Here is a 23,809-nt window from a genome sequence, read left to right on the forward strand (position 1 = left end):
GTGACCGTCACAATCCTCGCGCTATAACGAGATGCTGTACGTCGCTGGTGCCTTCGTAAATCTGGCACACGCGAACATCGCGATAAATGCGCTCAACCGGATAATCAGCAAGGTAACCGTAGCCGCCATGAATCTGGATCGCGGCGGAGCAGACCTGTTCTGCCATTTCGGAGGCGACGAGTTTGGCCATTGATGCTTCGGTCAAGCAGGGTTTGCCCGCCTCGCGCAGCGCAGCTGCATGGAGAACCATCTGACGGGCTGTCTCAATCTTCGTTGCCATGTCGGCGAGTCTGAAAGCGACGGCCTGATGCTCGATAATCGGCTTACCGAATGTAATGCGCTCTTTGGCGTAAGCGCATGCAGCTTCGAACGCTGCGCGAGCCATACCGACTGATTGTGCCGCAATGCCGATGCGTCCGCCTTCCAGATTGGCAAGCGCGATTTTGTAGCCCTGGCCCTCATCGCCCAGTCGGTTCTCTACTGGGATGCGCATGTTGGTGAAAGCGAGCGCACAGGTATCCGACGAATGCTGGCCGAGCTTGTGTTCCACGGAAACAACTTCGTAGCCCGGAGTATCGGTCGGCACGATGAAAGCCGAAATGCCTTTCTTGCCTGCCGATGGATCGGTGATGGCAAAAGCGATCACCACGCTGCCATTCTTGCCCGATGTGATGAACTGCTTGGAACCGTCGATCACGTAATGATCGCCGTCGCGGCGTGCACGGGTTTTAAGCGCAGACGCATCCGAGCCGGCCTGTGGTTCGGTCAACGCGAACCCGCCGATCCATTCACCGGCTGCCATCTTGGGCAAAAAACGCTTTTTCTGTTCTTCGGTGCCGAAACGCAGGATCGGAACGCAGCCGACGGATGAATGGACCGAAACGATGGTCGAACATGCCCCATCGCCCGCAGCAATCTCTTCCAGCGCCAGAGCGTAGGCAACCGTACCGAGATTGGAACCACCCCATTCTTCCGGCACCAACATTCCGAGAAAACCAAGCTCGCCCATTTCGGCGAGCTCCGCGCGTGGAAAAGCGTGCTCCCTGTCACGTGCGGCGGCACCCGGCGCGAGCCGTTCCTGCACGAACTGCCGGGCGGCATCGCGAATCTGCTCCTGCGTATCGCTCAAGAGCATCAGACGATCCTCTCGATACCAACCGCAGTCGCTTCGCCACCGCCCAGACAGATGCCAGCAACACCGCGCTTCAGACCATGGGTTTCAAGGGCTGAAAGCAGGGTGACAAGTATGCGCGCCCCTGACGCGCCGATGGGATGGCCAAGGGCGCAAGCGCCACCATGAATGTTGACTTTGTCGTGCGGTAGATCAAGATCACGCATGGCCGCCATGGTTACCACCGCAAAAGCTTCATTGATCTCAAAGAGATCGACATCTTTCAGGTTCCAGCCGATTTTCGCTGAAAGCTTGTTTATGGCGCCGATCGGGGCGGTCGGGTAGAGATTCGGCTTGTCGGCATGGGTCGCATGGCCGACCAGAACCGCACGTGGGGTGAGGCCGCGCTTTTCCGCTTCGGAAGCGCGCATGAGGACAAGGGCTGCCGCCCCGTCCGAAATCGAGGAGGAGTTGGCAGCCGTCACGGTGCCGGCGTCACGAAATGCCGGGCGAAGGGTGGGAATTTTGTCCAGTTTCGCCTTGCCGGGCTGCTCATCAATGGAAATTTCAACTTCACTACGTCCAGCTTTCACTGAAACGGGGGTAATTTCGGCGGCGAAAAGGCCGTTCGTGATAGCATTCTGCGCACGTGTCAGAGAGGCAATGGCGAACTCATCCTGAGCTTCGCGAGTAAACTGGTAGGCTTCCGCGCAGTCTTCGGCAAAGGTGCCCATCAGACGACCTTTGTCATAGGCATCTTCAAGCCCATCGAGGAACATATGGTCGATAATCTGGCCGTGTCCCATACGATACCCACCACGTGCCTTTGGCAGCAGATAGGGGGAGTTCGTCATGCTCTCCATGCCGCCGGACACGATGACATCGGCAGAACCTGCCAGCAGCAGATCGTGCGCCAGCATGGTTGCCTTCATGCCTGAGCCGCACATCTTGTTGACCGTCGTTGCGCCGGTGGAAACAGGTATCCCGGCCTTGATCGAAGCCTGACGCGCCGGAGCCTGTCCCTGACCCGCAGGCAGGACGCAGCCCATATAGACATCCTCTACTGCTTCTGGTGCAAGACCCGCGCCCGCAAGTGCGCCGCGAATGGCGGCGGCACCAAGATCGGTCGCCTGGGCGTTGGCAAAATCGCCCTGAAAGCCGCCCATGGGAGTACGCGAAGCACCGACAATGACAATAGGATCGCTGTTGGACATGATTGTTCCTCGTTACTTTGCTGCCATGCGAAGTGCGCCATCCAGACGGATGACTTCACCGTTGAGCATCTGGTTTTCCACGATGTGGCGGGCAAGAGCCGCATATTCGTCCGGGCGACCGAGGCGAGGCGGGAAAGGCACGGAAGCGCCGAGGGCATCCTGCACTTCCTGCGGCATGCCCGCCATCATCGGCGTGGCGAAAATTCCAGGCGCAATGGTCATGACGCGGATGCCATATCGCGCAAGCTCGCGCGCCACAGGCAAGGTCATGGCAGCAACGCCGCCCTTGGAAGCGGAATAGGCAGCTTGCCCAATCTGGCCGTCAAAGGCTGCAACCGACGCCGTGTTGATGATGACGCCACGTTCTCCGCCTTCACCGGGCTCGTTCTTTGCCATAGCTTCGGCAGCAAGGCGCAGCATGTTGAATGTGCCAATCAGATTGATCGAAATTGCGCGCGTGAAGCTTTCCAGCTTATGTGCGCCGTCGCGACCGAGAACTTTTTCGCCCGGTGCCACACCCGCACAATTGATGAGTATATCGACGTGCCCGAAAGCCTCAAGCGCAGCCGCGATGGCAGCCTTGCCATCCGCATCGCTGGTGACGTCGGTGCGATGAAAGTTCGCCGCCGAACCAAGCGTCTTGGCCTGCGCTTCGCCAGCTTCCGCATTTACATCGAGAAGCATGACTTTGCCACCGGCATTGACGGCCATTTTCGCAACTGCTGCACCGAGGCCAGAGCTTGCGCCAGTAATCAGAAATACCCGATCCTTAATCTGCATAATCTTGTCCTCAGGCCTTCGTCTGTTGCTGTTTGTCGATTTCCGCCTTGCGCAGGAGGAACCGTTGGATTTTTCCGCTTGGTGTCTTGGGAAGCTCGTTCACGAAATCGATTTCGCGCGGATAGGAATGGGCGGAGAGCCGCTTCTTCACGTGCAACGCCAGCTCATCCTTCAGTTCATGCGTACCTTCGAAACCGGGTGCAAGAATAACGAATGCCTTCACAATTTCCGTTCGTTGCGGGTCAGGTACGCCGACGACCGCTGCTTCGTTGACGGCTGCGTGTTCAAGAAGGGCGCTTTCGACATCGAAGGGTCCAATGCGATAACCTGATGATGTTATAACGTCATCGGCACGGCCTATGAAGCTGATCGAACCATCCGGCTCGAATTCCACTGTATCTCCGGTGCGATAGTAACCGTCCGCAATGGCTGGTGTTTCCTGCTTGTAATAGCCGGAAAACCAGAGAAGCGGCGATTTTGCAATATCGACAGCAAGAATGCCGGGCTGATTAGGACCGAGCTCATTGCTCTGTTCATCCAGAACGGCGATGCGATAGCCGGGCATTGCATAGCCAGCCGAACCGTGTCGAACGGAATGTTCAAGGCCGTGATGATTATTCACCACCATGCCGAGTTCGGTCTGGCCGTAATGATCGTAAATCGGTGCGCCAAGATATGCGTCGAACCAGCGAATGACTTCCGGGTTAAGCGGTTCTCCGGCACTCGACACCACACGCAGGCGACCTTTGACACGTTTCGCAGCTTCCGGTCCCTCGGCCATTAACAGACGGAAGGCAGTCGGCGAACCGGCAAGGCTGGTGACGCCAAGACGCTCGATAATGTCGTAGGTGCTTTCGGCGGTGAAACCACCTTCGTAAAGCGTGGTTGCCATGCCAAGCTGCAACGGACCAGTCACAGCATAGTAAAGGCCATAGGCCCAGCCCGGATCGGCAATGTTCCAGAAGATATCGTCGGAACGCAGGCCGATGGCTTCGCGCATATAGGCACCGAACGCCGATAGCGCATAAAGCGGGACCGGTACGCCTTTGGGCAGGCCAGCGGTGCCGGAAGTCGACATCATCATGAACAGATCGCTGCCCTTGCGAAGCACCGGCGCGCAGTCAACTGAAGCAGAAGCCGCTGCCGCGCGAAAATCGATGTCGCCGGCTGGTAAGTCTTCGCCGGGTGCCAGCACGATTGCGACTTTGGAGCAGTTTTCAACTTCTGTCAGCTTGGAGCGGTTAGCCGTGTTGGTGACGACCAGTTTTGCGCCGCTGGTTTTCAGGCGGTGTTCGATTGCTTTTGGGCCGAAAGCGGTGAAAAGCGGCTGATAAATAGCGCCGATACGCCATGCGCCGAGAATGGTTGCAATGAGTTCTGGTGTGCGCGGCAACAGGCCGGCGACCACGTCACCAGCGCCGACACCTGCATCTTTCAGTACATTGCCGACACGAGCGGCCATATCGCGCAGGTTCTCGAAGGTAAATTCGGAAAGTTCGCCATTGGCTGCAATCGCGCGCAGGGCTACGCGATTATCACCCGTATGCCGGTCGCAGCATTCAATACAGGCATTCATGCCTGTTTCAGGATTGCCGTGAAGCTTTGCAATGGCATCTTCGATGCGAAATTGCGCGACGGCATCATCATAACGCATCAATCGCGCTGAAACGGACGTTTCAGTCATCCAGTATAACCTCCCTGACCGCCACCTCCTCGTGGCCAACCATGCCTAAAGGTTAACGCGTCACGCATTGCAAACAATGACATTAGATGCATTAATGTGTGATCGATTTTGCAACATAGAGAAGCCATGGAACGCCATAATATTGCACCGGGCTTTGTCGAGGATGCGCTCGAAAGCGTGCGTGTCCGGGGCATGGATACGGCTGCCCTGATGGCGAAGATTGGCCTGCCGGAGACAGTGACAGAACCCGTCACTAATGTGGAATATGGTCGTTTGTGGTGGCTGATTGCCGAAACGATCAACGACGAATTCTTTGGGCTGGCTGCAAGGCCGATGCGCCCCGGCAGCTTCAATCTGCTTTGTCATGCCGTGCTGCATGCTGGCACGCTGGAACGGGCTTTGCGACGGGCTTTGCAGTTTCTCAATGTAGTGCTGGATGATCCGCGGGGCGAATTGCGGATCCGCGATGGCATGGCCCATGTCGTTCTGACCGATGCCGGGCACCCGAGACCTGCCTTTGCTTATCGTGCCTATTGGCTGATCCTGATGGGTGTGGTCTGCTGGCTGATCGGGCGACGTATTCCGTTGCGGACGCTCGACTTTGCTTGTCCGGCACCGGTCCACCGTCAAGACTATCACAAGTTCTTCGGAGCGCCGGTCCTGTTCGACCAGCCGGTGACGCGACTGGTTTTTTCATCGTCTTATCTATCACTGCCGATCATTCGCAGCGATGTAGCGCTGGACAGTTTTTTACGAGAAGCTCCCGCCAATATTCTGATCCGCTATCGTCATGATAATGATCTTTCCGCAAGGGTACGCGCACAATTGAATGCTTTGCCAATCACAGATTGGCCTTCTTTTGAAGAGCTCGCGAAGGGACTTGGCATGTCCGTACCGACCTTGCGACGCAGGCTGCGCGGGGAGGGGCAGAGCTTCGGCACGATCAAGGATGAGTTGCGGTTCGTTATTGCTGAAAGGCTTTTGCAGGAAAACAGGTTGAGCGTGGCGGAGGTGGCTGCCGAACTTGGCTACAGTGAGCCGAGCGCCTTTTATCGCGCCTTCCATAAATGGATGGGGCAAAGCCCTGGGCGGTTTCGGACAGTACAACAGGAGGAATAAAAATGCCGGACGTTAAGTCCGGCATTTTGTCGCTTGGGAGGCAGTATCAGTCTTCCTTGATCATGCTGTCCTTGCTCGTATCCCGCATACGCAGATAAACGATAAGGGAAATGCCGATCATGATGGTGACGTACCAGTAGAAGCCGCGTTCCCAGCCACCATTCTTGAAGCTTAGTGCAACATATTCGGCAGTACCACCGAAGAGAGTGTTGGCCAGTGCGTAGGGCAGGGCTACGCCGAGTGCACGGATATGCGCCGGGAAAAGTTCCGCCTTCACCACAGCGTTGATGGAGGTGTAGCCGGTGACGATGATGAGCGCACCCATGACCAGCAGACCAGCCGTGATCGGGTCGCGGGTCTGTTCCAGCGTCGTGAAAATCGGATAGGTGAAAAGAACACCTGCGGCGCCGAACGCGATCATCAATGGCTTACGACCAATCCTGTCTGACAAAGCGCCAGCGATGGGCTGCAGGCACATGAAGACGAAAAGGGTCACGGCATTGATCTGGCTCGCTACTTCACGGCTGAAGCCGGATGTATTCACTAGGAATTTCTGCATATAGATCGAGTAAGCGTAGAATGCGAGCGTACCGCCGGCAGTCAGAAGCATGACGAGAGCGGTTTCCTTCGGATGATGCTTGATAAGCGTCCAGAAACCGGACTTTGGAGTGTCTTTGGTCTTGGCGTTCTTGAAGCTTTCGGTTTCCGCAAGGCCGCGACGCAGCCAGAATACTACAACGGCAAGCAGTGCGCCGATGAAGAACGGAATACGCCAGCCCCAGGCCTCCAGTGCCGGGGTTTCCATGGTCGACTGAAGCACAATCAAAAGCAAGATTGCGAGAAGCTGGCCTGAAATGAGCGTGACATACTGGAACGAGGAGAAGAAGCCGCGACGATCCTTGCCCGCCATTTCCGACAGATAGGTGGCGCTAGCGCCATATTCGCCGCCGACTGACAGGCCCTGCATCAAACGTGCGAGCACGAGAAGGGCCGGAGCTGCGAGGCCGATGGTCTGGTAATCGGGCGTCAGTGCGATGATGAGCGAACCTGCACACATCAGCGTCACGGACAGTGCAAGACCCGCCTTGCGACCCTTGCGGTCGGCGTAAATACCCATGATCCACGCACCGATGGGGCGCATGACAAAGCCGACTGCAAAGACTGCGGCAGCACTCATAAGCTGCGCGGTCTGGCTTTCAGACGGGAAGAAGTGCGGTGCAAAATAGAGCGCGAATGCTGCGTAAACATACCAGTCGAACCATTCGACCAGATTACCGGTCGAGCCACCGATGATGGATTTCAGGCGGCTATTGGTGCTTTGCACTTCACTCCGTTCACTTGTAATTGAGACCATGGGTTGCTCCTTCCAATCTCTGGATTTTTGAATTTCACCCCTTGTTGTGGAACCGGATCAGCGAAACGGTTTCAGGGTGTTTTTCCGTCGCCATCAACTCGTCTCTCTGCACTTCCACTTGGGTTCGTGAGAGAAGGCTTGCTTGGCGCTGGTGAATAATCTCATTCCGCGCTCCGCTTCAGCTTCGAGCACGCAATATCAGTGACCCGGTCGATAAGAGCGGCTCTGGAAGTGATTGCGATGCGGGTGCTATATTGATGCGGTTCACGGTTAAGCTCCTCCCTTCGAAACTCCCTTTTCGAAGTAGCGCTAACATGCGGTAGCTGAACAATGATCACCAGAGAGCGAATTTAAAAAGATTAAAATATTGAAATTAAATGATTTTCTGCAGATTTCGATTTACTTTCGTGCGGGTCTTGTGCAAGATTCTGCGTGACTATTCGTTTGAATTTGCATAAATATGCACAAATGAAGGTGCCATCGAAGATTACAAAATTCCTTTTGGTTGCCCTCGCTTTCTTACTGGCAATCGGTGTGTGGTTTTCCGCCCGGCTGTGGGCGGAAAACGAGGCGCTTGATGGACTTCGGCAAAATGCGACGCTTGTAGCGCGTCAACAGACCCGCCTGATAGACAGTGAACTGGCAAAGTTCCGGTTGTTGCCTGTGGTTTTGAAGGAGTATAGCGATCTGCGTGATGTGCTTGCTGGCAGATCGGAGGACGCGACCACTCGTCTGAACCAAAAGCTTGAACTTCTTGCACATCAGATCGGTTCGCCAATCATCTATGTGATCGCTCGTGACGGAACTGTTATTGCGTCATCGAATGCTAATACGCCGGAGAGCTTTGTCGGACGCAATTACGATTTCCGGCCTTATTTCAAGGGCGCGATGGCAGGAGGTTCGGCAGAATATTATGCCATAGGTGATTTGAGTGGGCGTTTCGGCCTTTTTTTGGCGCGGCGCATCGGTGATCAGGCTAATCCGGTTGGTGTGGTCGTCATCAAATTTGAATTCCACAGACTGGTGCAAACATGGGCAAATGACCCCGGCCAGACCTTCGTTGTTGATCCTCGCGGGATCATACTGGCCTCCACTGATAAGGCCGAAGACCTTCGCTCTTTTCAGACTATATCAACTACAGAACGCACAAAGATTATCGAGAGTGGACAGTTCAATGCTGCGGATATGAAGCCGAGCAATTATCGTTTTGCGCCGGATGGGATGATGATCGGGCCGTCCGGCCAATATTCAGTTGCGGTCGACGAGCCGATTGCCGAAACGTCTCTGAAACTGGTTCATATCGAACCTATGGGGCGGGCGCTACGCGCTGCCAACGACCTTGCGCGCCTGATAACGGTGGCAGTTATGCTCGTTTTTGTCATGATCGCCGGTGCCGTTTACTGGCGAGTGAGCCGCGCAGCGCGTGCGGCAGCCTATCGTGCCGAACTCGAGACTGCAGTTGAACAGCGCACTGCCGCATTGAGCGCGGAAATGGCGGAACGTGAACTGGCTGACAAACGCTTTCGTGATGCGCGGGAAGAGCTCGCCCAGGCGAACAGGCTTGCTTCCCTCGGATCGATCACCGCAGGGCTGGTGCATGAAATCAACCAACCCGTCGCGACCATTCGGACGCTCACCGAAAACGCACAGCATCATCTAGCACATGGCAAGCTCGATAAGGTCGCCCAAAACCTCAATACATCTGTGGAACTGACAGCGCGCATAGGCTCTATCACACAGGAAATGCGCCGGTTTGCGCGCCGTCGCAGCGGTGTCGTTCGCTCGCTCCCGCTGAATGAGCTTGTGGATGGCACAATGCTGCTGATGGGAGACCGGTTCCGCAACGCCAAGGTTCAACTGGATATACCGGAACGTTCCGACGTGGTGATACTTGCCTGCCGCGTCCGATCAGAGCAGGTGCTGGTGAATTTGCTGCAGAACGCATTGGATGCGGTCGTGAACATCGAGAATCCACGTGTTTCGTTCAGCGTCCGCGACGAGGGCGACCAGATTTCCCTTGTCGTGGACGATAACGGACCCGGCATTGATCCCCAATTGGCTGACGAGATTTTTGGCCCATTTGTTACAGGAAAAGCGGATGGCCTCGGTCTGGGGCTGGGCATCGCGAGAGACCTCATGACCGAATTAGAAGGAACGCTACGCGTCGTTCCATCGCAGCTTGGCGGTGCAGCTTTTGCGGCAACCTTGAAGCGGGCGAAAGAGGAGGGTGGCCTTGACGGAAAGTGAGCCTTTGCGCGTGATGCTGGTCGATGACGATGCAGCATTTCGTACGGCCTTGGCCGATTCATTTGAAATCGCAGGTCTTGATATTGAAGTGCACGGTGACGGTCAGTCCGCTTTGACCAGTTTGACGCCTGACTATCCGGGAATCGTTGTGACCGATATCCGCATGCCGCGGGTTGATGGACATGCGGTGATGGAAACATTGTTGACGCGTGACCCGGAACTGCCGGTTATTTTGATGACTGGACATGGCGACATTGGAATGGCTGTGGCCTCGCTCAAGAAAGGCGCCTTCGATTTCATAGCCAAACCATTTGCTGCTGATCATCTGATATCGAGCGTTCGCCGCGCCCTGGAAATGCGCCGACTGGTGCTGGAAAATCGCCGCCTTCGCCGGGCTGCGGCAGATGCCGAGCAGGATTATCCTCTACTTGGTGAAACTCCGGTGATGGTGCGATTGCGTGACACGATCCGCCAGCTTGCCAGTGTCGATGTCGATGTGTTGATAGAAGGCGAAACCGGGACCGGAAAAGAATTGGTGGCTCGCCTCCTGCACCGCTGGAGCGCACGACATGCCCGCAGTTTTGTTGCTATCGATTGTGCCGCCTTGCCCGACGTCCTTGCCGATGAGGTTCTGTTCGGCAGTCGCATCCAGCGCGGGAGAATAGCCGACGCGGATCGCGGCACGTTATTTCTCGACGAAATTGACAGCATGTCACTGACCGTTCAGGGTAAGCTTCTCCGTGTTGTCGAAGAGCGTGAATTGCCTTCGCTTTCAGGAGAGCCTCGCGCGGTCAATCTCAGGATCATAGCGGCTGCGAAAGGTAATCTGGAGGAAGCTGTGACTTCCGGTCGCTTTCGTTCCGATTTGTTTTATCGCCTTGAAACGGTCAGGCTCCGTGTTCCGCCTCTGCGCGAGCGGCGGAAGGATATCGGTCTGCTTTTCTCTTATTTCCTTAATGAAGCAGCTGTCCAATTCGGCCAATCGCGACCTGCGATCGATGCAGTCATGGAAGCACGATTGAACTCGGACGAATGGTCGGGAAATGTCCGCGAACTGCGCAATTATGCCAAGCAGGTCGTGTTGGGATTGCGCCACGATCCAATCACGGAACCCAGTCCGCTTTCGCTGTCGGAGCAGATGGACCGTTTTGAAGACGGCGTTATTCGCGCGACGCTGGATCGTTGCAACGGTGATGTGGGGGGTGCTGCAGTTCTGCTGCAATTGCCGCGGCGCAGTCTCTACGCTCGCCTACAAAAGCTTGCAATTGACGCTTCGACCTTCAGAAAGCGTGATTGATGTTTTCATTACGGGGTTGGTTTGATAACGATGCCAGCGAACCCGCTGATATTGACGCCAAGTTTTTGCCAGACGACGGTCTGGCAATGAGGATGTGATGGCTACCCCCCTTGATAAAACACAGATCCGCTCCCTGTCGGTCTTTGCCGGCATGGATGATGCGGGTTTTGATCAGTTTCTTGGTCTGGCTACTCGGCGCGCTGTTCCGAAAGGAGCCGCCGTCTTCAATCAAGGTGACGATGCAAGCCACTTTTTTGTGTTGTTGCATGGACGGTTGAAAGTCATGCAAGTTACTGCCGATGGGCAGCAGATTATTGTGCGGGTCGTCAATCCCGGAGAACTTTTCGGCTTCGCGGTAGCGTTGGGGCGCAAAGACTATCCCGGTACGCCTCTGGCCGCGGTCGATAGTTCCGTCCTTGCCTGGCCGATGGAAATGATGACTGATTTCATGGCGCGCAGCCCCGCACTCGCTGTGAATACGATGCAGATGATTGGGCGCAGACTGGATGCCGCGCACAATCGCATCAGAGAGATATCAACGCAAGAAGTCGAACCGCGCGTGGCACATGCAGTGCTGAGACTTGTTCGTGAAGCTGGGGTAAAAGAAAGTGGCGGTGTGCGTATCGATTTTCCGGTTTCGCGACAGGATATCGCTGAACTGACCGGAACAACTTTGCACACGGTTTCGCGTATTATCAGCCAGTGGCAGACTAAGGGCTGGGTGGAAGGTGGCAGACAATCGTTGCTCGTTCGCGACCTCCGGCATCTGAAATCGATTGCCGAAGGCGAGAGCTAGAGTTCTTCCGATAGAAGTAAGAACGGTCTCGATCTAGTTTGCAGTCGCCGACCGCTGACGGCTGATCCATGCAGCCCCGATGTTCCCATGCAAGAACCCGTTGGAGAGCGGGACGCCCGGATAGACAGTTCTCAAGCGCGCAATGCCGTCGTCAGGGCTGATAGATCGGTTTAGCACCTCGTCATGGATATGGGCTACTTCCACCATGTCGCAGTCCTGCGGTGACAGTCTAAAACGCCTGATCCCTGCTTCTTGCAGCTCAGGCAGGTCCTCAATCAGTGACTGACAGGTATGAGAGAGCGTCTGCACACCGTTCAGTGCCAGAAATGGTTGGCTATCCAGGGTCTTGACTGGCAGTCCGTCGGGCTCTTCACCGCAAACAAATTGGCAGTTGTCCTTTATGTGGCCCTTGGATCGCGCATGCGCACAACGAGCTGAAATGGCGAGCGGCACTCGTCCGAACGTGAATACTTCAAACGCAATCTCAGGCGCGGCTTTGACGATCTCCCGGATTGAACTGATTGATAACTCTGGCGGCAGGCAGATAGACTGTGCACCACGGGCCGCAAGAACCTTGGCAGTCGCAGCATTATAAACATTGACCAGTGGACCGACTATATGCGGCACACCGGACAACAGCCCCAGTGCCGACAGATCGTTTGCCTCCACCGGTAGTGTCGCCTCCTTGATCGTGTGACGAACCTGTTTTGCTTCCCGTTCAAGCATGACAAGCGCCAGCGAACCGACGTTCACCGTTTTTCCTGCGCGTTGCAGCCGCTCGATCACAGCATCCATATAAGGTGTCAGGAAATGGAACCGTTTGGAGCAGACGATTTCACCGACGGTGACGCGGTCGATCGGGGCTTCATCGGCGATACGAAAATAAAAATCCCGCCATTTTGGGCCGTCCCACAGGAAGAGAACGGGACCAAGGCTGAGGCTGGGTGCTGACATATCTATCTCCAGCGTTTGTCGTAAGCGCCCGAAGTCGTTTGCTGGCCTTCGCTCAGCAGACGGAGGCGGGACAGAAGGGCGGCGCGGCTTTCGGGACTTGCTGCGAGTGTCTGACGCAGTGTGGAGACGACTTCACCAACATAAGCCTTGCCGCGTTGGCGACCCTCAATCTTGAGCGCTGAGACGCCTGCCGCTCGCAACTCATCGATATGATTCATGACATCGAGTGAAACCGGATCTTCAAATGCATAACCTTGATCGTCTGCGATATTGAACCGGCCTTTACAGAGTGTCGGATAGCCGGTGGGCTCGCCCAAAGGGAAACGATTGATCGTGTAATCGCCGAGTTCGGAGACGAGTTCCTCTCCGTCTTGCCGGTAGCGGACGTGGCTGGCCGGTGAGCAAACACCGTTCATGTTGGGCGATCTGCCAGTGGCGTAGGACGACAGAGAGCATCGTCCTTCTGCCATCACGCATAGTCCACCGAATACGAATACTTCCATTTCGCAGCCGATCTTGCGGCCGAGTTTCGCAATATCAGCGATGGTCAGTACGCGTGGCAACACGACGCGCTTTGCCTTGAATGCATCGACGAGAAACTGAATCGCGTCTGCGTTGGAAGCTGAGGCCTGTACGGATACGTGGAGCCGCTGTGTTGGATGCTTCTCGGCAGTATAGGCCATGAGCCCGAAATCGGCGAGAATGACTGCGTCTGCACCAAGGGAGGACGCATCGTCTACGGCTTGATACCAAATGTGCTCATCGCCTGCGCGCATGAACGTATTGATGGCAACGAAAACCTGTGTTTTGCGGGCATGGGCGAACTGGATTGCATCGCGCAGTTCGTCACGGCTGAAGTTAAGGCCGGGAAAGTTGCGTGCATTCGTTTCGTCGCGAAAGCCGCAATAGACCGCATCCGCTCCAGCACCCACTGCTTCACGCAAGGCCGATGGCGTTCCTGCAGGACAAATCAGTTCCATCCGGTAGCTTCCTTGCCGAGGGCCTTGCTGCGTACGTAGTTTGCAATGCCGCGGACCATCGGGGCAAACGGTCCTGCACTTGTGCCGAGGTCGGATGGAAGGTCTATATTGCAGTCATCCAGCGCATTGCGAAGCGCCAGCATGGCCTCCATGTCGCCCGTCACGGTAATATCCCTGGAGAAGAACAGCGCATCTCCATCAAGCTTACCTTCGAGAAGCGCGAGCAGCATAACCAGTGGTCCTTCGATGCCTGCGTCGACCTCCGTCGCTTCGTCCTCGCGCACGATTGTGATGCGCGGCTTATCCGGCTCGATCACAAAAGCAAATGGTATGTCGGACGGGCGAAAACGGAACCGCTTCGTCGCATAGTCTCCGAGACGCTCGAAGAGGCCCGGATGCGCGCGCATTACTTGAAAGAAAATGCGCGAGACAAAAGGGGCGATCAGAAAAGGCGGAACAAGCCGGGCTGGAACAGCCACAGCCGGAGGTATCTTCATCATCACTCAGCTCCGGTGAGCTTTACAAGGTGAGTTCAGAACTAGGCGATTCAATACAATGACAGTTTGATTCAGATCAAAGACGGCGAAAGAATTCGATATTCAAAACTAGGGGCATGAAAACGGCTCGCTCTCTTCCGTCACATTACGACTGCCTGCAAAGCTTTTTGTCGGAGCTTGAACGGGGCAACGATCTCATTCGGATCAAACGTCCGGTCTCACTCGTCCAGGAAATAACAGAAATCCACAAGCGTGTGCTCGAAGTGGATGGTCCGGCATTACTCTTCGAACAACCGGTCGATGCAGACGGTCATCAACATTCAATTCCACTCGTGGCCAATCTTTTTGGTTCCGCGCGACGTATTGCATTGGGACTTGGTCGTGTCGTCGAGGAAATTCCAGATCTTGCGGAGATGCTTGCGGAACTGCGTGCACCAAAGCCGCCCCGTTCAGCAGGGGAAATATGGAGCAAGCTGCCTTTGGCAAAGGCAGCATTGAATATGCGTCCTCGGCAGGTCCGACGCGCATCGGTGCAGGCGACGATATTGGAAGGCGAAGCAGTCAACCTCGATCTACTACCGATCCAGTGGTGTTGGCCGGGAGAGCCTGCGCCGCTTGTTACCTGGCCGCTGGTTATCACACGGGCACCAGACGATCCATCCGACGTAAATGTCGGAATTTACCGGATGCAGAAGCTTGGCCGGGATAAGTTGATCATGCGCTGGCTCGCCCATCGCGGCGGTGCGCGTCATCACCGCATGTGGCAAAAGCGAGGCGAGGATATGCCTGTTGCTGTTGCTATCGGGGCCGATCCGGCGACAATCCTTGCAGCCGTTATGCCCTTGCCTGAAGGGATGAGCGAACTGGCCTTCTCGGGCCTGCTTGCTGAACGCAGGCCTTCCGTCGTTGATGCGCACACTGTGCCGCTCTCCGTGCCCGCTAACGCTGAAATCATTCTGGAAGGACGAGTTTCTGCATCAGTGACAGCGCCAGAGGGGCCTTATGGTGATCACACGGGCTATTACAATAGCGTTGAGGAATTTCCGGTCATGCAGGTCGCAGCGATGACCATGCGGAAAAACCCGGTCTATCTTTCGACCTATACTGGTCGCCCGCCGGATGAACCCTCAAGACTTGGCGAAGTGATGAACGAGCTGTTCGTGCCAATTGTACGAAAGCAGTTCCCGGAAATCGCCGATCTGTGGCTGCCTCCAGCGGCCTGTTCCTATCGGGCAATAGTCGTTTCGATTGACAAGCGCTATCCCGGTCAGGCGCGGCGGGTGATGATGGGGCTTTGGTCGATGCTGCCACAGTTCAGTTACACGAAGCTCATAATCGCCGTCGATCCCGACATAAATGTTCGCAACTGGGATGACGTCATGTGGGCACTTGCCACACGCTTCGATGCCAGTCGCGATGTCATCACGCTTACCGACACACCAGTGGATTATCTCGATTTCGCGTCGCCGCGCTCAGGTCTGGGCGGGAAGCTCGGACTTGATGCGACCAACAAAATCGGTACGGAAACTGACCGGGAATGGGGTGCGGTGCTGAAGATGAGCGACGATGTAATCGCCTGCGTGGATGCAATGTGGGGCGAGCTTGGGTTGAGTAAGGAAAGCATACGATGAAACGGGTTGTTGTTGGCATTTCCGGCGCATCGGGCGCTCTCATCCCGCTCAAACTGCTGGAACAGCTTTCTGCTTTAAGCGATGTCGAGACCCATTTGGTCGTATCGGACGCAGCGCAACACACATTGCGCCACGAGTTGGGTCCTGACGGCTATGCGCTTCTGCACAGGCTGGCGCACAGAAGTTATTCCGTCAGCGATATAGGTGCACTGATTGCAAGCGGATCAGTCGCAACGGCCGGTATGATCGTTGCGCCGTGCTCCATGCGGACGCTCGCGGCGATCGCAACGGGGCACAGCGACAGTCTGTTAACCCGCGCTGCGGACGTTCATTTGAAGGAGCGGCGCAGGCTGGTCCTGATCGCGCGGGAAACGCCGCTGCATCTGGTCCACCTGCGCAACATGTGCACGGTGACAGAAATGGGCGCGATTGTGATGCCGCCGGTTCCGGCCTTTTACTTCAAACCCCAATCGGTCGATGAAGTAGCCGATCAGATCGCGGCACGAGCCATTGATCTGATCGGTATTGGCGAAAAGCAATCGGAAAGCTGGGCGGGAATACCCGGCAATCGATAGCAGTAGTTACGGCATTATGTGAAAGGTTCGGTTGGGCCTTTCGCTGGTTGGGTGAACCATTTTGGTCCGGTCGCCGTCATATGGATATGGTCTTCCAGACGAATACCGAACTGGTCCGGGACTACGATCATCGGTTCGTTGGAAAAGCACATGCCTTCAGCGAGCGGGAGCGAATTGCCACGAACGATGTATGGGGCCTCATGAATTTCCAGACCAAGGCCGTGACCGGCTCGATGCGGAAGGCCGGGTAGCGCATAATCCGGTCCCAATCCATGCTTCACGAGCGTAGCGCGTGCTGCATCGTCAAGGGTTGAACAAGCCGCACCAAGCTTTGCTGCGTCAAAAACGGCTTGCTGTGCTTCGCGTTCAATTGCCCATATGCGCGAAAACTCTGCGCTTGGATCGTCCAGCATGTAGGTGCGCGTGAGATCGGAGTGATAGCCATCAATCCGGCACCCGGTATCCACAAGGATAACGTCGCCGGGCTGATAGAACTGTTCGCCATCTGCGCCATGTGGCAACGAAGTCGCCGTTCCGAACGAGACGATGCAGAATGTCGAGCCGCCTGCGGCGCCGAGGGCACGGTGCTGTTCATCGATAAAGCGCACCACTTCGCTTGCGGCAATGCCGGGCTTGATCAGTGCATGCGCGCGGCGATGAACTTCAAGCGTCAGATCCATCGCGTACTGAATAATAGCGATTTCATTGGTTGACTTGCAGATGCGCTGTTCACGGATCAGTTCGCCGCCGTCAAGCAAGCGCTCCGGCGAGATTTCCTGTTTAAGGGCATTATAGACGAACAGCGGCACGGCATCGTCCACGGCAAGTGTAGCACTTGCCGGAATGAGTGATGCTATCAGCGCTGCGCTACTTTCTTCCTCCTGCCAAACACGGATTTCTCCTGGCAGATGCGGCAGGCTTTCGACGCGGCTCTGTTCAAAGCCGGGAACGATATAAATGACTTCCGACGGTGTGACGAGGGCACCCAGAAAACGTTCGCTGATGTGCCAAACAAGCCCGGTATAATAACGCAAACTTGCCGTTGGCCCAAGGAGAAGGCCGCCAATCCCGCGCTCTCTCAACTTGCCTTGCAACAATGCCAGTCGTTCCAGGCGCTCTTCCTGTTCGATCCGCGGAGGAGATGACGGTGAAGTCATAATGCATACCTTTGTGATTTTGTTTGTGCGCAAGCCTGTGTCTGAAAGCAGCTCGCTTGTCGCCAGATATATCACGGCTTGCGCCGTCTGAAAGTAATCTCTCTGCTCTTGTGTTCAAAAATGCAGGACTGCATGGACGATCGGCGAAACACGATGTCGAGTTCGTTTTTCAGCATTTATTGCGACAGATGCGAGACCATTCCCGCAACAGCATGAGAGAGGTAAGCGATCACAAATTGATGATTACCGGACTAAACGTCCTATGGTACATTGCAGGCTTGAATGTGAAACATTAAGTGACATCACACTGTAGTAATAATGTTTTGATATAATTCGCGCAGTTTCAAAATGAGTTCAGCGTTTGTGAGGTTTCATGTCCGAGATATGGCAGTGGGTTTCCGCTTTCGGTTTTTCGATTGTCATCATCGTCGCTGCGTTGGTCTATCTCAACATGTCCAACCGTGAAACGCCTGGCGACATGTTCAATCTTTTCACAAAGGTCGGTGCTGTCGCAGTGGCATTCCTTGCTGCCTTCGCGAGCCTCGCCGCAGCAGCTATTATTGATTGATCCAACCGCTTATATTTTCAGCGAAGACACTGCCGCTTCGCTTTTATGTACGTAGTCATTGGCATCCTGTTGTCGCTGAAATAGCAGGATAAAAAGCAAATCGGTCAGAACCAGTTGTGCATCGCGTGCGGTGATCGATGATGAGCGAACGCGTTCTTCGTCTGCGACTGTGTACAGACGAATGTCGGCGATCTTATTGAGCGGGTTCTCGTTGAGGCCTGTGACGGCAATCACAGTCGCTCCCCATTTTTTAGCCTGTTCAGCAATGCGAAGGGTTTCAATGCTCGTTCCTGAATAGGAAAGGGCAAACAGAACGTCACCCTCGTGCAATGTGGAAACATTGGCCATCTGGATGTGACTATCGCTGTCGTGCATCACATTGCGACCGAGCTTCATCAGCTTGTAAGAAAAATCGCGTGCGACGAGTGACGATGCGCCGACGCCGGCGAGGTGGATACGCCGGGCGCTGATCAGGGCTTGCAAAGCGCCGTCGATACCTTGTTCATTGTTGGCGGAAATCGTCTGCTGCATGGATTGCAGTTTACTGCCGATAAGCTTCTGCAGAACCGTGATATAGCTGTCCCCGGTCTCAATGCTGCCATGGACCATGCCTGCCGGAACCTGCCATTCCTTGGCGCGCGCCTCACTAACGGCGAGTTTAAGTTCTTGATATCCGTTAAACCCGAACTTCTGACTGAACTTGACGACACTGGATTGACTCCGACCGGTTGCGACCGCGAGCGCGGAAGAGGAAAGCTTCAATACCTGTTCTGGATGATCGACGATGAACTGGCCGATCTTTCGGTCTGCAACAGTCAATTCGTTCAGTTTGGCGTTGATCTTTTGCAGGATCGACATGCGCGATTATTCCCCATTCCGGCGCCGGAGGGCTCGATATTCGGTTGCCTTGCCTCATAAGACAACCGAAATTGATTTGGAATATAAAATTCCAATCTTTTAAAATTTACGGAATGAGCTAACAATCCGCAAGAGAGGACATGGTGGAGAGACATGGAACGATTGCGAATTGTCGGTGGACGACCATTGCAGGGAGCAGTCAATATCTCCGGTGCAAAAAACGCCGCGCTGCCTCAGATCGCGGCCTCCTTGTTAAGCCCTCACCCTGTTGAACTTACCAACCTCCCAGCGGTGAGTGATGTCGAAAACATGCTCAATGTCGTGCAGTCACATGGAGTACAGGTCTCCCGCGCGCCGCACTCGACGACAATAACCGCCACAGATGTTGTCGGAGGAGAAACTCCTTATGACACTGTAAGACGAATGCGTGCGACGGTTCTGGTGCTGGCACCCTTGTTGGCGAGACTGGGCAAGGTTCGTGTTTCCTTGCCGGGCGGGTGTGCCATCGGTGCGCGTCCCGTGGATATGCACTTGAAAGCGCTCGCAACACTTGGCGCAGATGTGTCCATTGATCGCGGCTGGATCGTGGCTTCGACTGATAACGGCCTGATCGGAAGCCGGATTGTTTTGCCAACGCCTTCTGTTGGCGCGACGGCGACGGCGATGATGGCGGCAACTTCCGCTCGTGGCGAAACGGAAATATTGAACGCGGCTCGTGAGCCGGAAATTGGCGACCTCGCCGCATGTCTCGGGGGCATGGGTGCGCAGATTGAAGGAGCGGGTACGCATCGCATTCTGATCCAGGGCGATACATCTTGGCGGACTGCCCGCCACCACGGCATACCGGATCGTATCGAGGCCGGAACTTACGCTGTTGCTGCCGCCATTACAGGCGGCACGCTCGAACTCACGCATGCCCGTCTTGAACATCTCGCGTCTGTTGTGCAGGTGCTTGAAACGATGGGCGTCAGCGTTTGGCCAAGCGATCGCGGTCTGGTTGTTTCGCGCAACGGCTCCTTGCGTGGCGCAGATCTGACGACCGAACCCTATCCGGGTTTCCCGACGGATTTGCAGGCCCAGTTCATGGCGCTGACGGCTTGTGCCGAAGGAGCATCGCTCATTCGCGAAACGGTGTTCGAAAGCCGGTTCATGCATGTGCCGGAACTGATGCGGCTTGGCGTCGACATCAAACTGCAGGGAACAACTGCGCTGGTACGCGGCGGACGCCCGCTGCATGGCGCACAGGTTATGGCAACGGATTTGCGGGCGTCCGTGTCACTTGTTCTTGCAGCACTCGTGGCCGACGGAGAAACTGTCGTTAATCGTATCTATCATCTGGATCGTGGATATGAACAGCTTGACCGCAAACTGAAGCTTTGCGGTGCAGATATAGAACGGCTGTCAGAATGACGTCGGACAGGGTTGGGAAAGATCAGTTCTATCTTGGTGTGGATGGCGGCGGTACGGGCTGTCGAGCCCGGCTGGAAAATGAGACCGGCAATGTGCTGGGACAAGGATTGTCTGGCCCGGCAACTACACGGCTCGGGATAGACAAGGCGTGGGAATCCATCGCACGTGCGTTTGACGCAGCAATCAGCGAGGCGGGCCTGGGTGCTGAAGAGTTGGCCAGAACACATGCAGGCGTTGGGCTGGCGGGCATAGGCAGGCAAGGTGCGCTCGAAGCACTTCAGGCTATACAGCATCCCTTTTCGAGTATTCATTTCATGAGTGACGGCAAAGGCGCATGTCTCGGTGCACATTCGGGTAGTGATGGGGCTATCGTTATTGCCGGGACCGGCTCAATTGGTCTCGGCTTCGTGAATGGTATCGACATTCGCGTCGGAGGCTACGGCTTTCCAATTTCCGACGAGGGTAGTGGTGCTTTTCTGGGGCTGTCAGCGATTCAACAGGCCCTTCAGGCTTATGATGATCGGATCGAGCGTACGCCGCTTCTCTACGAGGTTATGGAGCGCTTTAATCAGACCCCGATGGACGCTGTGGCGTGGATGGACCGCGCAACCGCTACAGAATATGCGTCTCTGGCGCCTATGGTCATGCGTCATGCGGACCAGGGAGATGCAGCGGCACGCCGTATCGTTCAGGCGGCTGCGGGCCACATAGATACTATCGTACGCGCGCTTTTCGAAAAGGGGGCGCCGCGCGTGACCTTGCTTGGCGGGCTTGCTTCCCCACTTGAACCGTGGTTGGCGCCAGACGTCCGCCGACGGTTGAAACCTGCCGACGGTGATGCGGTTTCCGGTGCGATCATTCTTGCGCGAAACATGGCTTCTGCAAATAAGGAATAATTTATTCCTTATTTTGATTGACTGATGGAATTTATAATCCTAACATTTGTTAACCATAAGGCGGCGCGTTTTGAACGCTGCTCGATAAGCAGGCAGAGGCATGACGGAACAGGCGTTGTTATCTGAACTGGATAGGCTGGTTTCTGAAGAGCGAAACCCACGCACGATGGATATCGATCTCTTGTCGAGCCTTGCTATCGTACGCCGCATCAACGACGAGGATCATCTGGTTCCCGCTGCTGTTGAGCAGGTGCTGCCTCAGGTCGCCCAGGCCGTCGATAAGATCGTCGACGCATTTCGGGTTGGCGGCCGGCTGATTTATTTGGGCGCAGGAACAAGCGGACGTCTTGGCGTTCTCGATGCATCGGAATGTCCGCCGACTTTCAGCGTACCGGAAGGCATGGTGATCGGGCTGATTGCAGGCGGCGTGGATGCATTGCAACATGCAATCGAAGGGGCAGAAGATGATCCGTCGCTCGGGGAATCTGATCTGCGCAACATAGGTCTAACTTCGCGCGATGTTGTCGTGGGAATCGCCGTTAGCGGGCGAACGCCCTATGTAATAGGCGGTCTCGCCTACGCAGCATCGATCGGCGCTACGACCGTGGCGCTCTCCTGCAATCCCGATTCGACCATTGCGACCATGGCTGAAATCGCGATATCGCCGGTTGTCGGGCCAGAAATACTGACGGGCTCGACGCGGCTCAAGTCCGGTACGGCGCAGAAGCTCGTTCTTAATATGCTGACGACGGCGAGCATGATCCGAATAGGGAAGACATACGAGAATCTCATGGTGGACGTCAGTGCCACCAACAATAAGCTTGTCGCGCGGGCATCGCGAATTGTCATGCAGGCAACCGGTTGCGGGGCGGGGGAGGCAAAACGCGTTCTCGCTTTGACGGATAATGAGGTCAAGCTTGCGATCCTCATCACGATCACCGGAATGCCAGTGGATGAGGCAAGAAAGGCATTAAAGAATGCTGGGGGATTTCTTAGACAGGCAATAAATGCCAATAAAGCGTGAGCCGAAGCGGGGAAGCAGTCGGACATTAGCATTGCAGTCATTTGCGAGGGAAGAAAATGGGAGCGAGTTTCAAGAAAAGCCTTATTGCAGGCGCGGCCGCAATAGCGTTGAGCATTGGAAGCTTTGGTGGATTAGGTGTTTCGACGGCTTTTGCCGCGACGCTCCGAATGGCTTGGTCGCAGGATGCCACGGGCCTCGATCCGCATAAGCAGCCAGCATTCTCATCGATTCGTCTGCTCGAGCTCATCTATGAGCCGCTCGTCCGTCTTGGTTCCGACCTTCAGATCGCGCCTGCCATTGCCAAAAGCTGGGAATTTTCCGAAGGCGGAAAGGTTCTCACATTCAAGCTCGACAAGAATGCGAAATTTCAGAACGGTCAGCCGGTAACGCCAGCCGATGTGAAGGCCTCCTTCGAGCGCATTCTGGATGAAAAGACAGGCGCCGTCGCGCGTGCGAATTTCGGTTCCATTTCTGCTATTGAAACGCCGGATGCTGAAACGGTCGTCTTCAAACTCTCCCAGCCTGACGTTCCGCTATTGGCTGCAATCGCCAGCATCAATGCGGCAGTCGTTCCAGAAAGCGAGATCAAGGCTGGAACTATAGGTACGAAAACTGTTGGGTCGGGTCCATTCATCCTTGAGCGCTGGGAACCGAATTCCAAGGAAGTGCTGAAAGCCAATCCCGACTGGGCGGGCGGTAAAATAGCGATCGACGGGATCAATATCAGTGTCCTGCCGGACGAAACAGCAATTCTTGCGGCGCTTCGCGCCAAGCAGATCGACTTTGCGCTCCTCAACGACCCGCTGGTCGCAACGATGGTGCCAAACGAAAGCGCTCTGGAACTGGTGCGCACTCCGGCTCTTGCTTATCATGTCCTGCAGTTGAACCCGTCGCGCAAGCCGATGACGGAACTGGCCGTGCGTCAGGCAATCTCCTGCGCTGTTGATCGTCAAGATGTGCTCGATACAGCCTTGCTCGGTGAAGGCAAGGTAACGGGCCCGCTGACAATGCCCGCCTATGCGAGCGATCCAAACACGCTCTTCTGCTACAAGCGCGATGTCGAAAAAGCGAAGAAGCTGATGGCGGATGCCGGTTATGCGGATGGTTTTTCGGCAACTATCATTGCTGCGAATGGAGAACCTGCAACCGCTGCGGCTGAAGCCCAAGTTCTCCAGTCGCAACTCGCCGAGATCGGTATCAAGCTCGATATCCGCATGATGGAACTCAACGTCTATGTTGATACGTGGTTGAAGGGCGACTTCGACATGGCGGTGGCGCTTAACGGTGGTTCGGCTGATCCCTATACAATGTATGGCCGTTACTGGACAAAGGCAGGTAACCTGCAGAAAGTCGCACAGTATATTGACGATACGCTTGACGATCTGATGCAAAAGGGAAGAGCTGAAACTGATCCTGAAAAACGCAAGCTTATCTTCTCTGATTTCGAAAAGCACATAACAGAAGTTTCTCCTTGGATATGGCTTTATACGGCCAACAACTACGTCGCCTACCAGAAGAACGTTACCGGTTTTGAGCCTCGCGCTACCGGTTCGCTGTTCGGCGTAACCAAGCTGCAGATCGGGCAGTGACGTCATGAAATCCGCCACGTCTTCAATATGGAGGCGTGGCTTTCCAGTGCCTTCCTTGACGGCAGGCC

21 protein-coding genes are annotated in these 23,809 nt (G+C 55.5%); 11 read left to right on the top strand and 10 right to left on the bottom strand.

Features of this window, described 5'->3' with window-relative positions; genetic code table 11:
• Positions 1–7: 7 nt before the first annotated feature.
• Genes AC1RHM_RS10175 through AC1RHM_RS10190 form a run of 4 tightly spaced genes read right to left on the bottom strand, consistent with a single transcriptional unit; the run spans position 8 to position 4,789 of the window.
• Positions 8–1,135, bottom strand: a complete 1,128-nt coding sequence (locus tag AC1RHM_RS10175; protein ID WP_492332514.1) for an acyl-CoA dehydrogenase family protein — start codon at positions 1,133–1,135, stop codon at positions 8–10.
• Positions 1,135–2,325: an acetyl-CoA C-acyltransferase gene (locus AC1RHM_RS10180; protein ID WP_010661739.1), complete on the bottom strand. Its 1,191-nt coding sequence runs from the start codon at positions 2,323–2,325 to the stop codon at positions 1,135–1,137. The genes AC1RHM_RS10175 and AC1RHM_RS10180 overlap by 1 nt, the downstream gene beginning before the upstream one ends.
• Positions 2,326–2,337: 12 nt before the next feature.
• Entirely contained in the window at positions 2,338–3,105 is a 768-nt protein-coding gene (locus AC1RHM_RS10185) for a 3-hydroxyacyl-CoA dehydrogenase (protein ID WP_010661740.1), read from the bottom strand.
• 10 nt (positions 3,106–3,115) lie between these two features.
• On the bottom strand, positions 3,116–4,789 hold the full coding sequence (locus AC1RHM_RS10190; protein ID WP_010661741.1) for an acyl-CoA synthetase: 1,674 nt from the start codon (positions 4,787–4,789) through the stop codon (positions 3,116–3,118).
• Positions 4,790–4,915: 126 nt separating this feature from the next.
• Here AC1RHM_RS10190 and AC1RHM_RS10195 point away from each other — a divergent pair, with 126 nt between their 5' ends.
• Positions 4,916–5,908 carry an AraC family transcriptional regulator gene (locus AC1RHM_RS10195; RefSeq protein ID WP_010661742.1) on the top strand — a complete coding sequence of 331 codons (993 nt, stop codon included), beginning with the start codon at positions 4,916–4,918 and terminating at the stop codon, positions 5,906–5,908.
• Between the two features lie 46 nt (positions 5,909–5,954).
• Here AC1RHM_RS10195 and AC1RHM_RS10200 read toward each other — a convergent pair whose 3' ends face one another.
• A complete protein-coding gene (locus AC1RHM_RS10200) occupies positions 5,955–7,262 on the bottom strand; it encodes an MFS transporter (RefSeq protein WP_010661743.1) in 1,308 nt (435 codons plus the stop codon).
• A 468-nt stretch (positions 7,263–7,730) separates the two neighbouring features.
• Between AC1RHM_RS10200 and AC1RHM_RS10205 the strand changes: the two genes are divergently transcribed.
• From AC1RHM_RS10205 to AC1RHM_RS10215, 3 genes are all read left to right on the top strand, one after another.
• Positions 7,731–9,509 (top strand): sensor histidine kinase, encoded by a 1,779-nt coding sequence (locus tag AC1RHM_RS10205; RefSeq protein ID WP_010661744.1) that lies wholly within the window; start codon positions 7,731–7,733, stop codon positions 9,507–9,509.
• The gene (locus AC1RHM_RS10210; RefSeq protein ID WP_492332515.1) at positions 9,496–10,806 is read left to right on the top strand and encodes a sigma-54-dependent transcriptional regulator; all 1,311 of its coding nucleotides are present in this window, start codon (positions 9,496–9,498) and stop codon (positions 10,804–10,806) included. The genes AC1RHM_RS10205 and AC1RHM_RS10210 overlap by 14 nt, the downstream gene beginning before the upstream one ends.
• A gap of 97 nt (positions 10,807–10,903) precedes the next feature.
• Positions 10,904–11,602: a Crp/Fnr family transcriptional regulator gene (locus AC1RHM_RS10215; RefSeq protein WP_010661746.1), complete on the top strand. Its 699-nt coding sequence runs from the start codon at positions 10,904–10,906 to the stop codon at positions 11,600–11,602.
• Between the two features lie 33 nt (positions 11,603–11,635).
• On the opposite strand, the gene AC1RHM_RS10220 is transcribed toward AC1RHM_RS10215, so the two are convergent.
• The 3 genes from AC1RHM_RS10220 to ubiT are packed head-to-tail and all read right to left on the bottom strand — an operon-like array spanning position 11,636 to position 14,036.
• Positions 11,636–12,556 carry a U32 family peptidase gene (locus AC1RHM_RS10220; RefSeq protein ID WP_010661747.1) on the bottom strand — a complete coding sequence of 307 codons (921 nt, stop codon included), beginning with the start codon at positions 12,554–12,556 and terminating at the stop codon, positions 11,636–11,638.
• Positions 12,557–12,558: 2 nt separating this feature from the next.
• Entirely contained in the window at positions 12,559–13,536 is a 978-nt protein-coding gene (gene ubiU / locus AC1RHM_RS10225; RefSeq protein WP_010661748.1) for a ubiquinone anaerobic biosynthesis protein UbiU, read from the bottom strand.
• Positions 13,527–14,036, bottom strand: a complete 510-nt coding sequence (ubiT, locus tag AC1RHM_RS10230; protein WP_010661749.1) for a ubiquinone anaerobic biosynthesis accessory factor UbiT — start codon at positions 14,034–14,036, stop codon at positions 13,527–13,529. Before ubiT ends, ubiU begins: the two co-directional genes overlap by 10 nt.
• 113 nt (positions 14,037–14,149) lie before the next feature.
• Between ubiT and AC1RHM_RS10235 the strand changes: the two genes are divergently transcribed.
• Positions 14,150–15,664: a UbiD family decarboxylase gene (locus tag AC1RHM_RS10235; RefSeq protein ID WP_010661750.1), complete on the top strand. Its 1,515-nt coding sequence runs from the start codon at positions 14,150–14,152 to the stop codon at positions 15,662–15,664.
• A complete protein-coding gene (locus AC1RHM_RS10240) occupies positions 15,661–16,239 on the top strand; it encodes a UbiX family flavin prenyltransferase (protein ID WP_010661751.1) in 579 nt (192 codons plus the stop codon). The genes AC1RHM_RS10235 and AC1RHM_RS10240 overlap by 4 nt, the downstream gene beginning before the upstream one ends.
• 14 nt (positions 16,240–16,253) lie before the next feature.
• Here the strand turns inward: AC1RHM_RS10240 and AC1RHM_RS10245 are convergent, their stop codons facing one another.
• Entirely contained in the window at positions 16,254–17,396 is a 1,143-nt protein-coding gene (locus AC1RHM_RS10245; protein WP_105529418.1) for a M24 family metallopeptidase, read from the bottom strand.
• 373 nt (positions 17,397–17,769) lie between these two features.
• Between AC1RHM_RS10245 and AC1RHM_RS10250 the strand changes: the two genes are divergently transcribed.
• Positions 17,770–17,964, top strand: a complete 195-nt coding sequence (locus AC1RHM_RS10250) for a hypothetical protein (RefSeq protein WP_010661753.1) — start codon at positions 17,770–17,772, stop codon at positions 17,962–17,964.
• Positions 17,965–17,973: 9 nt separating this feature from the next.
• Here AC1RHM_RS10250 and AC1RHM_RS10255 read toward each other — a convergent pair whose 3' ends face one another.
• Complete coding sequence (locus tag AC1RHM_RS10255; RefSeq protein ID WP_010661754.1) at positions 17,974–18,822, bottom strand: MurR/RpiR family transcriptional regulator; 849 nt, start codon at positions 18,820–18,822, stop codon at positions 17,974–17,976.
• Between the two features lie 153 nt (positions 18,823–18,975).
• Here AC1RHM_RS10255 and murA point away from each other — a divergent pair, with 153 nt between their 5' ends.
• From murA to AC1RHM_RS10275, 4 genes are all read left to right on the top strand, one after another.
• Positions 18,976–20,232 (top strand): UDP-N-acetylglucosamine 1-carboxyvinyltransferase, encoded by a 1,257-nt coding sequence (murA, locus tag AC1RHM_RS10260; protein WP_029376327.1) that lies wholly within the window; start codon positions 18,976–18,978, stop codon positions 20,230–20,232.
• Positions 20,229–21,128, top strand: a complete 900-nt coding sequence (locus AC1RHM_RS10265) for a glucosamine kinase nucleotide-binding domain-containing protein (protein WP_010661756.1) — start codon at positions 20,229–20,231, stop codon at positions 21,126–21,128. Before murA ends, AC1RHM_RS10265 begins: the two co-directional genes overlap by 4 nt.
• A 100-nt stretch (positions 21,129–21,228) precedes the next feature.
• On the top strand, positions 21,229–22,152 hold the full coding sequence (gene murQ / locus AC1RHM_RS10270; RefSeq protein ID WP_010661757.1) for an N-acetylmuramic acid 6-phosphate etherase: 924 nt from the start codon (positions 21,229–21,231) through the stop codon (positions 22,150–22,152).
• Between the two features lie 56 nt (positions 22,153–22,208).
• Complete coding sequence (locus AC1RHM_RS10275; RefSeq protein WP_010661758.1) at positions 22,209–23,741, top strand: ABC transporter substrate-binding protein; 1,533 nt, start codon at positions 22,209–22,211, stop codon at positions 23,739–23,741.
• Positions 23,742–23,809 lie beyond the last annotated feature (68 nt).

The sequence above is a fragment of the Brucella sp. GW823-FHT04E01 genome, assembly GCF_058796175.1.

Excerpts from the sequence above, each read along its gene's own strand:
- AC1RHM_RS10195 (WP_010661742.1), top strand. The coding sequence starts at position 4,916 with ATGGAACGCCATAATATTGCACCGGGCTTTGTCGAGGATGCGCTCGAA.
- AC1RHM_RS10200 (WP_010661743.1), bottom strand. The coding sequence starts at position 7,262 with ATGGTCTCAATTACAAGTGAACGGAGTGAAGTGCAAAGCACCAATAGC.
- AC1RHM_RS10265 (WP_010661756.1), top strand. The coding sequence starts at position 20,229 with ATGACGTCGGACAGGGTTGGGAAAGATCAGTTCTATCTTGGTGTGGAT.
- AC1RHM_RS10190 (WP_010661741.1), bottom strand. The coding sequence starts at position 4,789 with ATGACTGAAACGTCCGTTTCAGCGCGATTGATGCGTTATGATGATGCC.
- murA (WP_029376327.1), top strand. The coding sequence starts at position 18,976 with ATGGAACGATTGCGAATTGTCGGTGGACGACCATTGCAGGGAGCAGTC.
- ubiT (WP_010661749.1), bottom strand. The coding sequence starts at position 14,036 with ATGATGAAGATACCTCCGGCTGTGGCTGTTCCAGCCCGGCTTGTTCCG.
- ubiU (WP_010661748.1), bottom strand. The coding sequence starts at position 13,536 with ATGGAACTGATTTGTCCTGCAGGAACGCCATCGGCCTTGCGTGAAGCA.
- AC1RHM_RS10275 (WP_010661758.1), top strand. The coding sequence starts at position 22,209 with ATGGGAGCGAGTTTCAAGAAAAGCCTTATTGCAGGCGCGGCCGCAATA.
- AC1RHM_RS10220 (WP_010661747.1), bottom strand. The coding sequence starts at position 12,556 with ATGTCAGCACCCAGCCTCAGCCTTGGTCCCGTTCTCTTCCTGTGGGAC.
- AC1RHM_RS10185 (WP_010661740.1), bottom strand. The coding sequence starts at position 3,105 with ATGCAGATTAAGGATCGGGTATTTCTGATTACTGGCGCAAGCTCTGGC.
- AC1RHM_RS10215 (WP_010661746.1), top strand. The coding sequence starts at position 10,904 with ATGGCTACCCCCCTTGATAAAACACAGATCCGCTCCCTGTCGGTCTTT.
- AC1RHM_RS10240 (WP_010661751.1), top strand. The coding sequence starts at position 15,661 with ATGAAACGGGTTGTTGTTGGCATTTCCGGCGCATCGGGCGCTCTCATC.
- AC1RHM_RS10255 (WP_010661754.1), bottom strand. The coding sequence starts at position 18,822 with ATGTCGATCCTGCAAAAGATCAACGCCAAACTGAACGAATTGACTGTT.
- AC1RHM_RS10180 (WP_010661739.1), bottom strand. The coding sequence starts at position 2,325 with ATGTCCAACAGCGATCCTATTGTCATTGTCGGTGCTTCGCGTACTCCC.
- AC1RHM_RS10245 (WP_105529418.1), bottom strand. The coding sequence starts at position 17,396 with ATGACTTCACCGTCATCTCCTCCGCGGATCGAACAGGAAGAGCGCCTG.
- murQ (WP_010661757.1), top strand. The coding sequence starts at position 21,229 with ATGACGGAACAGGCGTTGTTATCTGAACTGGATAGGCTGGTTTCTGAA.
- AC1RHM_RS10235 (WP_010661750.1), top strand. The coding sequence starts at position 14,150 with ATGAAAACGGCTCGCTCTCTTCCGTCACATTACGACTGCCTGCAAAGC.
- AC1RHM_RS10205 (WP_010661744.1), top strand. The coding sequence starts at position 7,731 with ATGAAGGTGCCATCGAAGATTACAAAATTCCTTTTGGTTGCCCTCGCT.
- AC1RHM_RS10250 (WP_010661753.1), top strand. The coding sequence starts at position 17,770 with ATGTCCGAGATATGGCAGTGGGTTTCCGCTTTCGGTTTTTCGATTGTC.
- AC1RHM_RS10175 (WP_492332514.1), bottom strand. The coding sequence starts at position 1,135 with ATGCTCTTGAGCGATACGCAGGAGCAGATTCGCGATGCCGCCCGGCAG.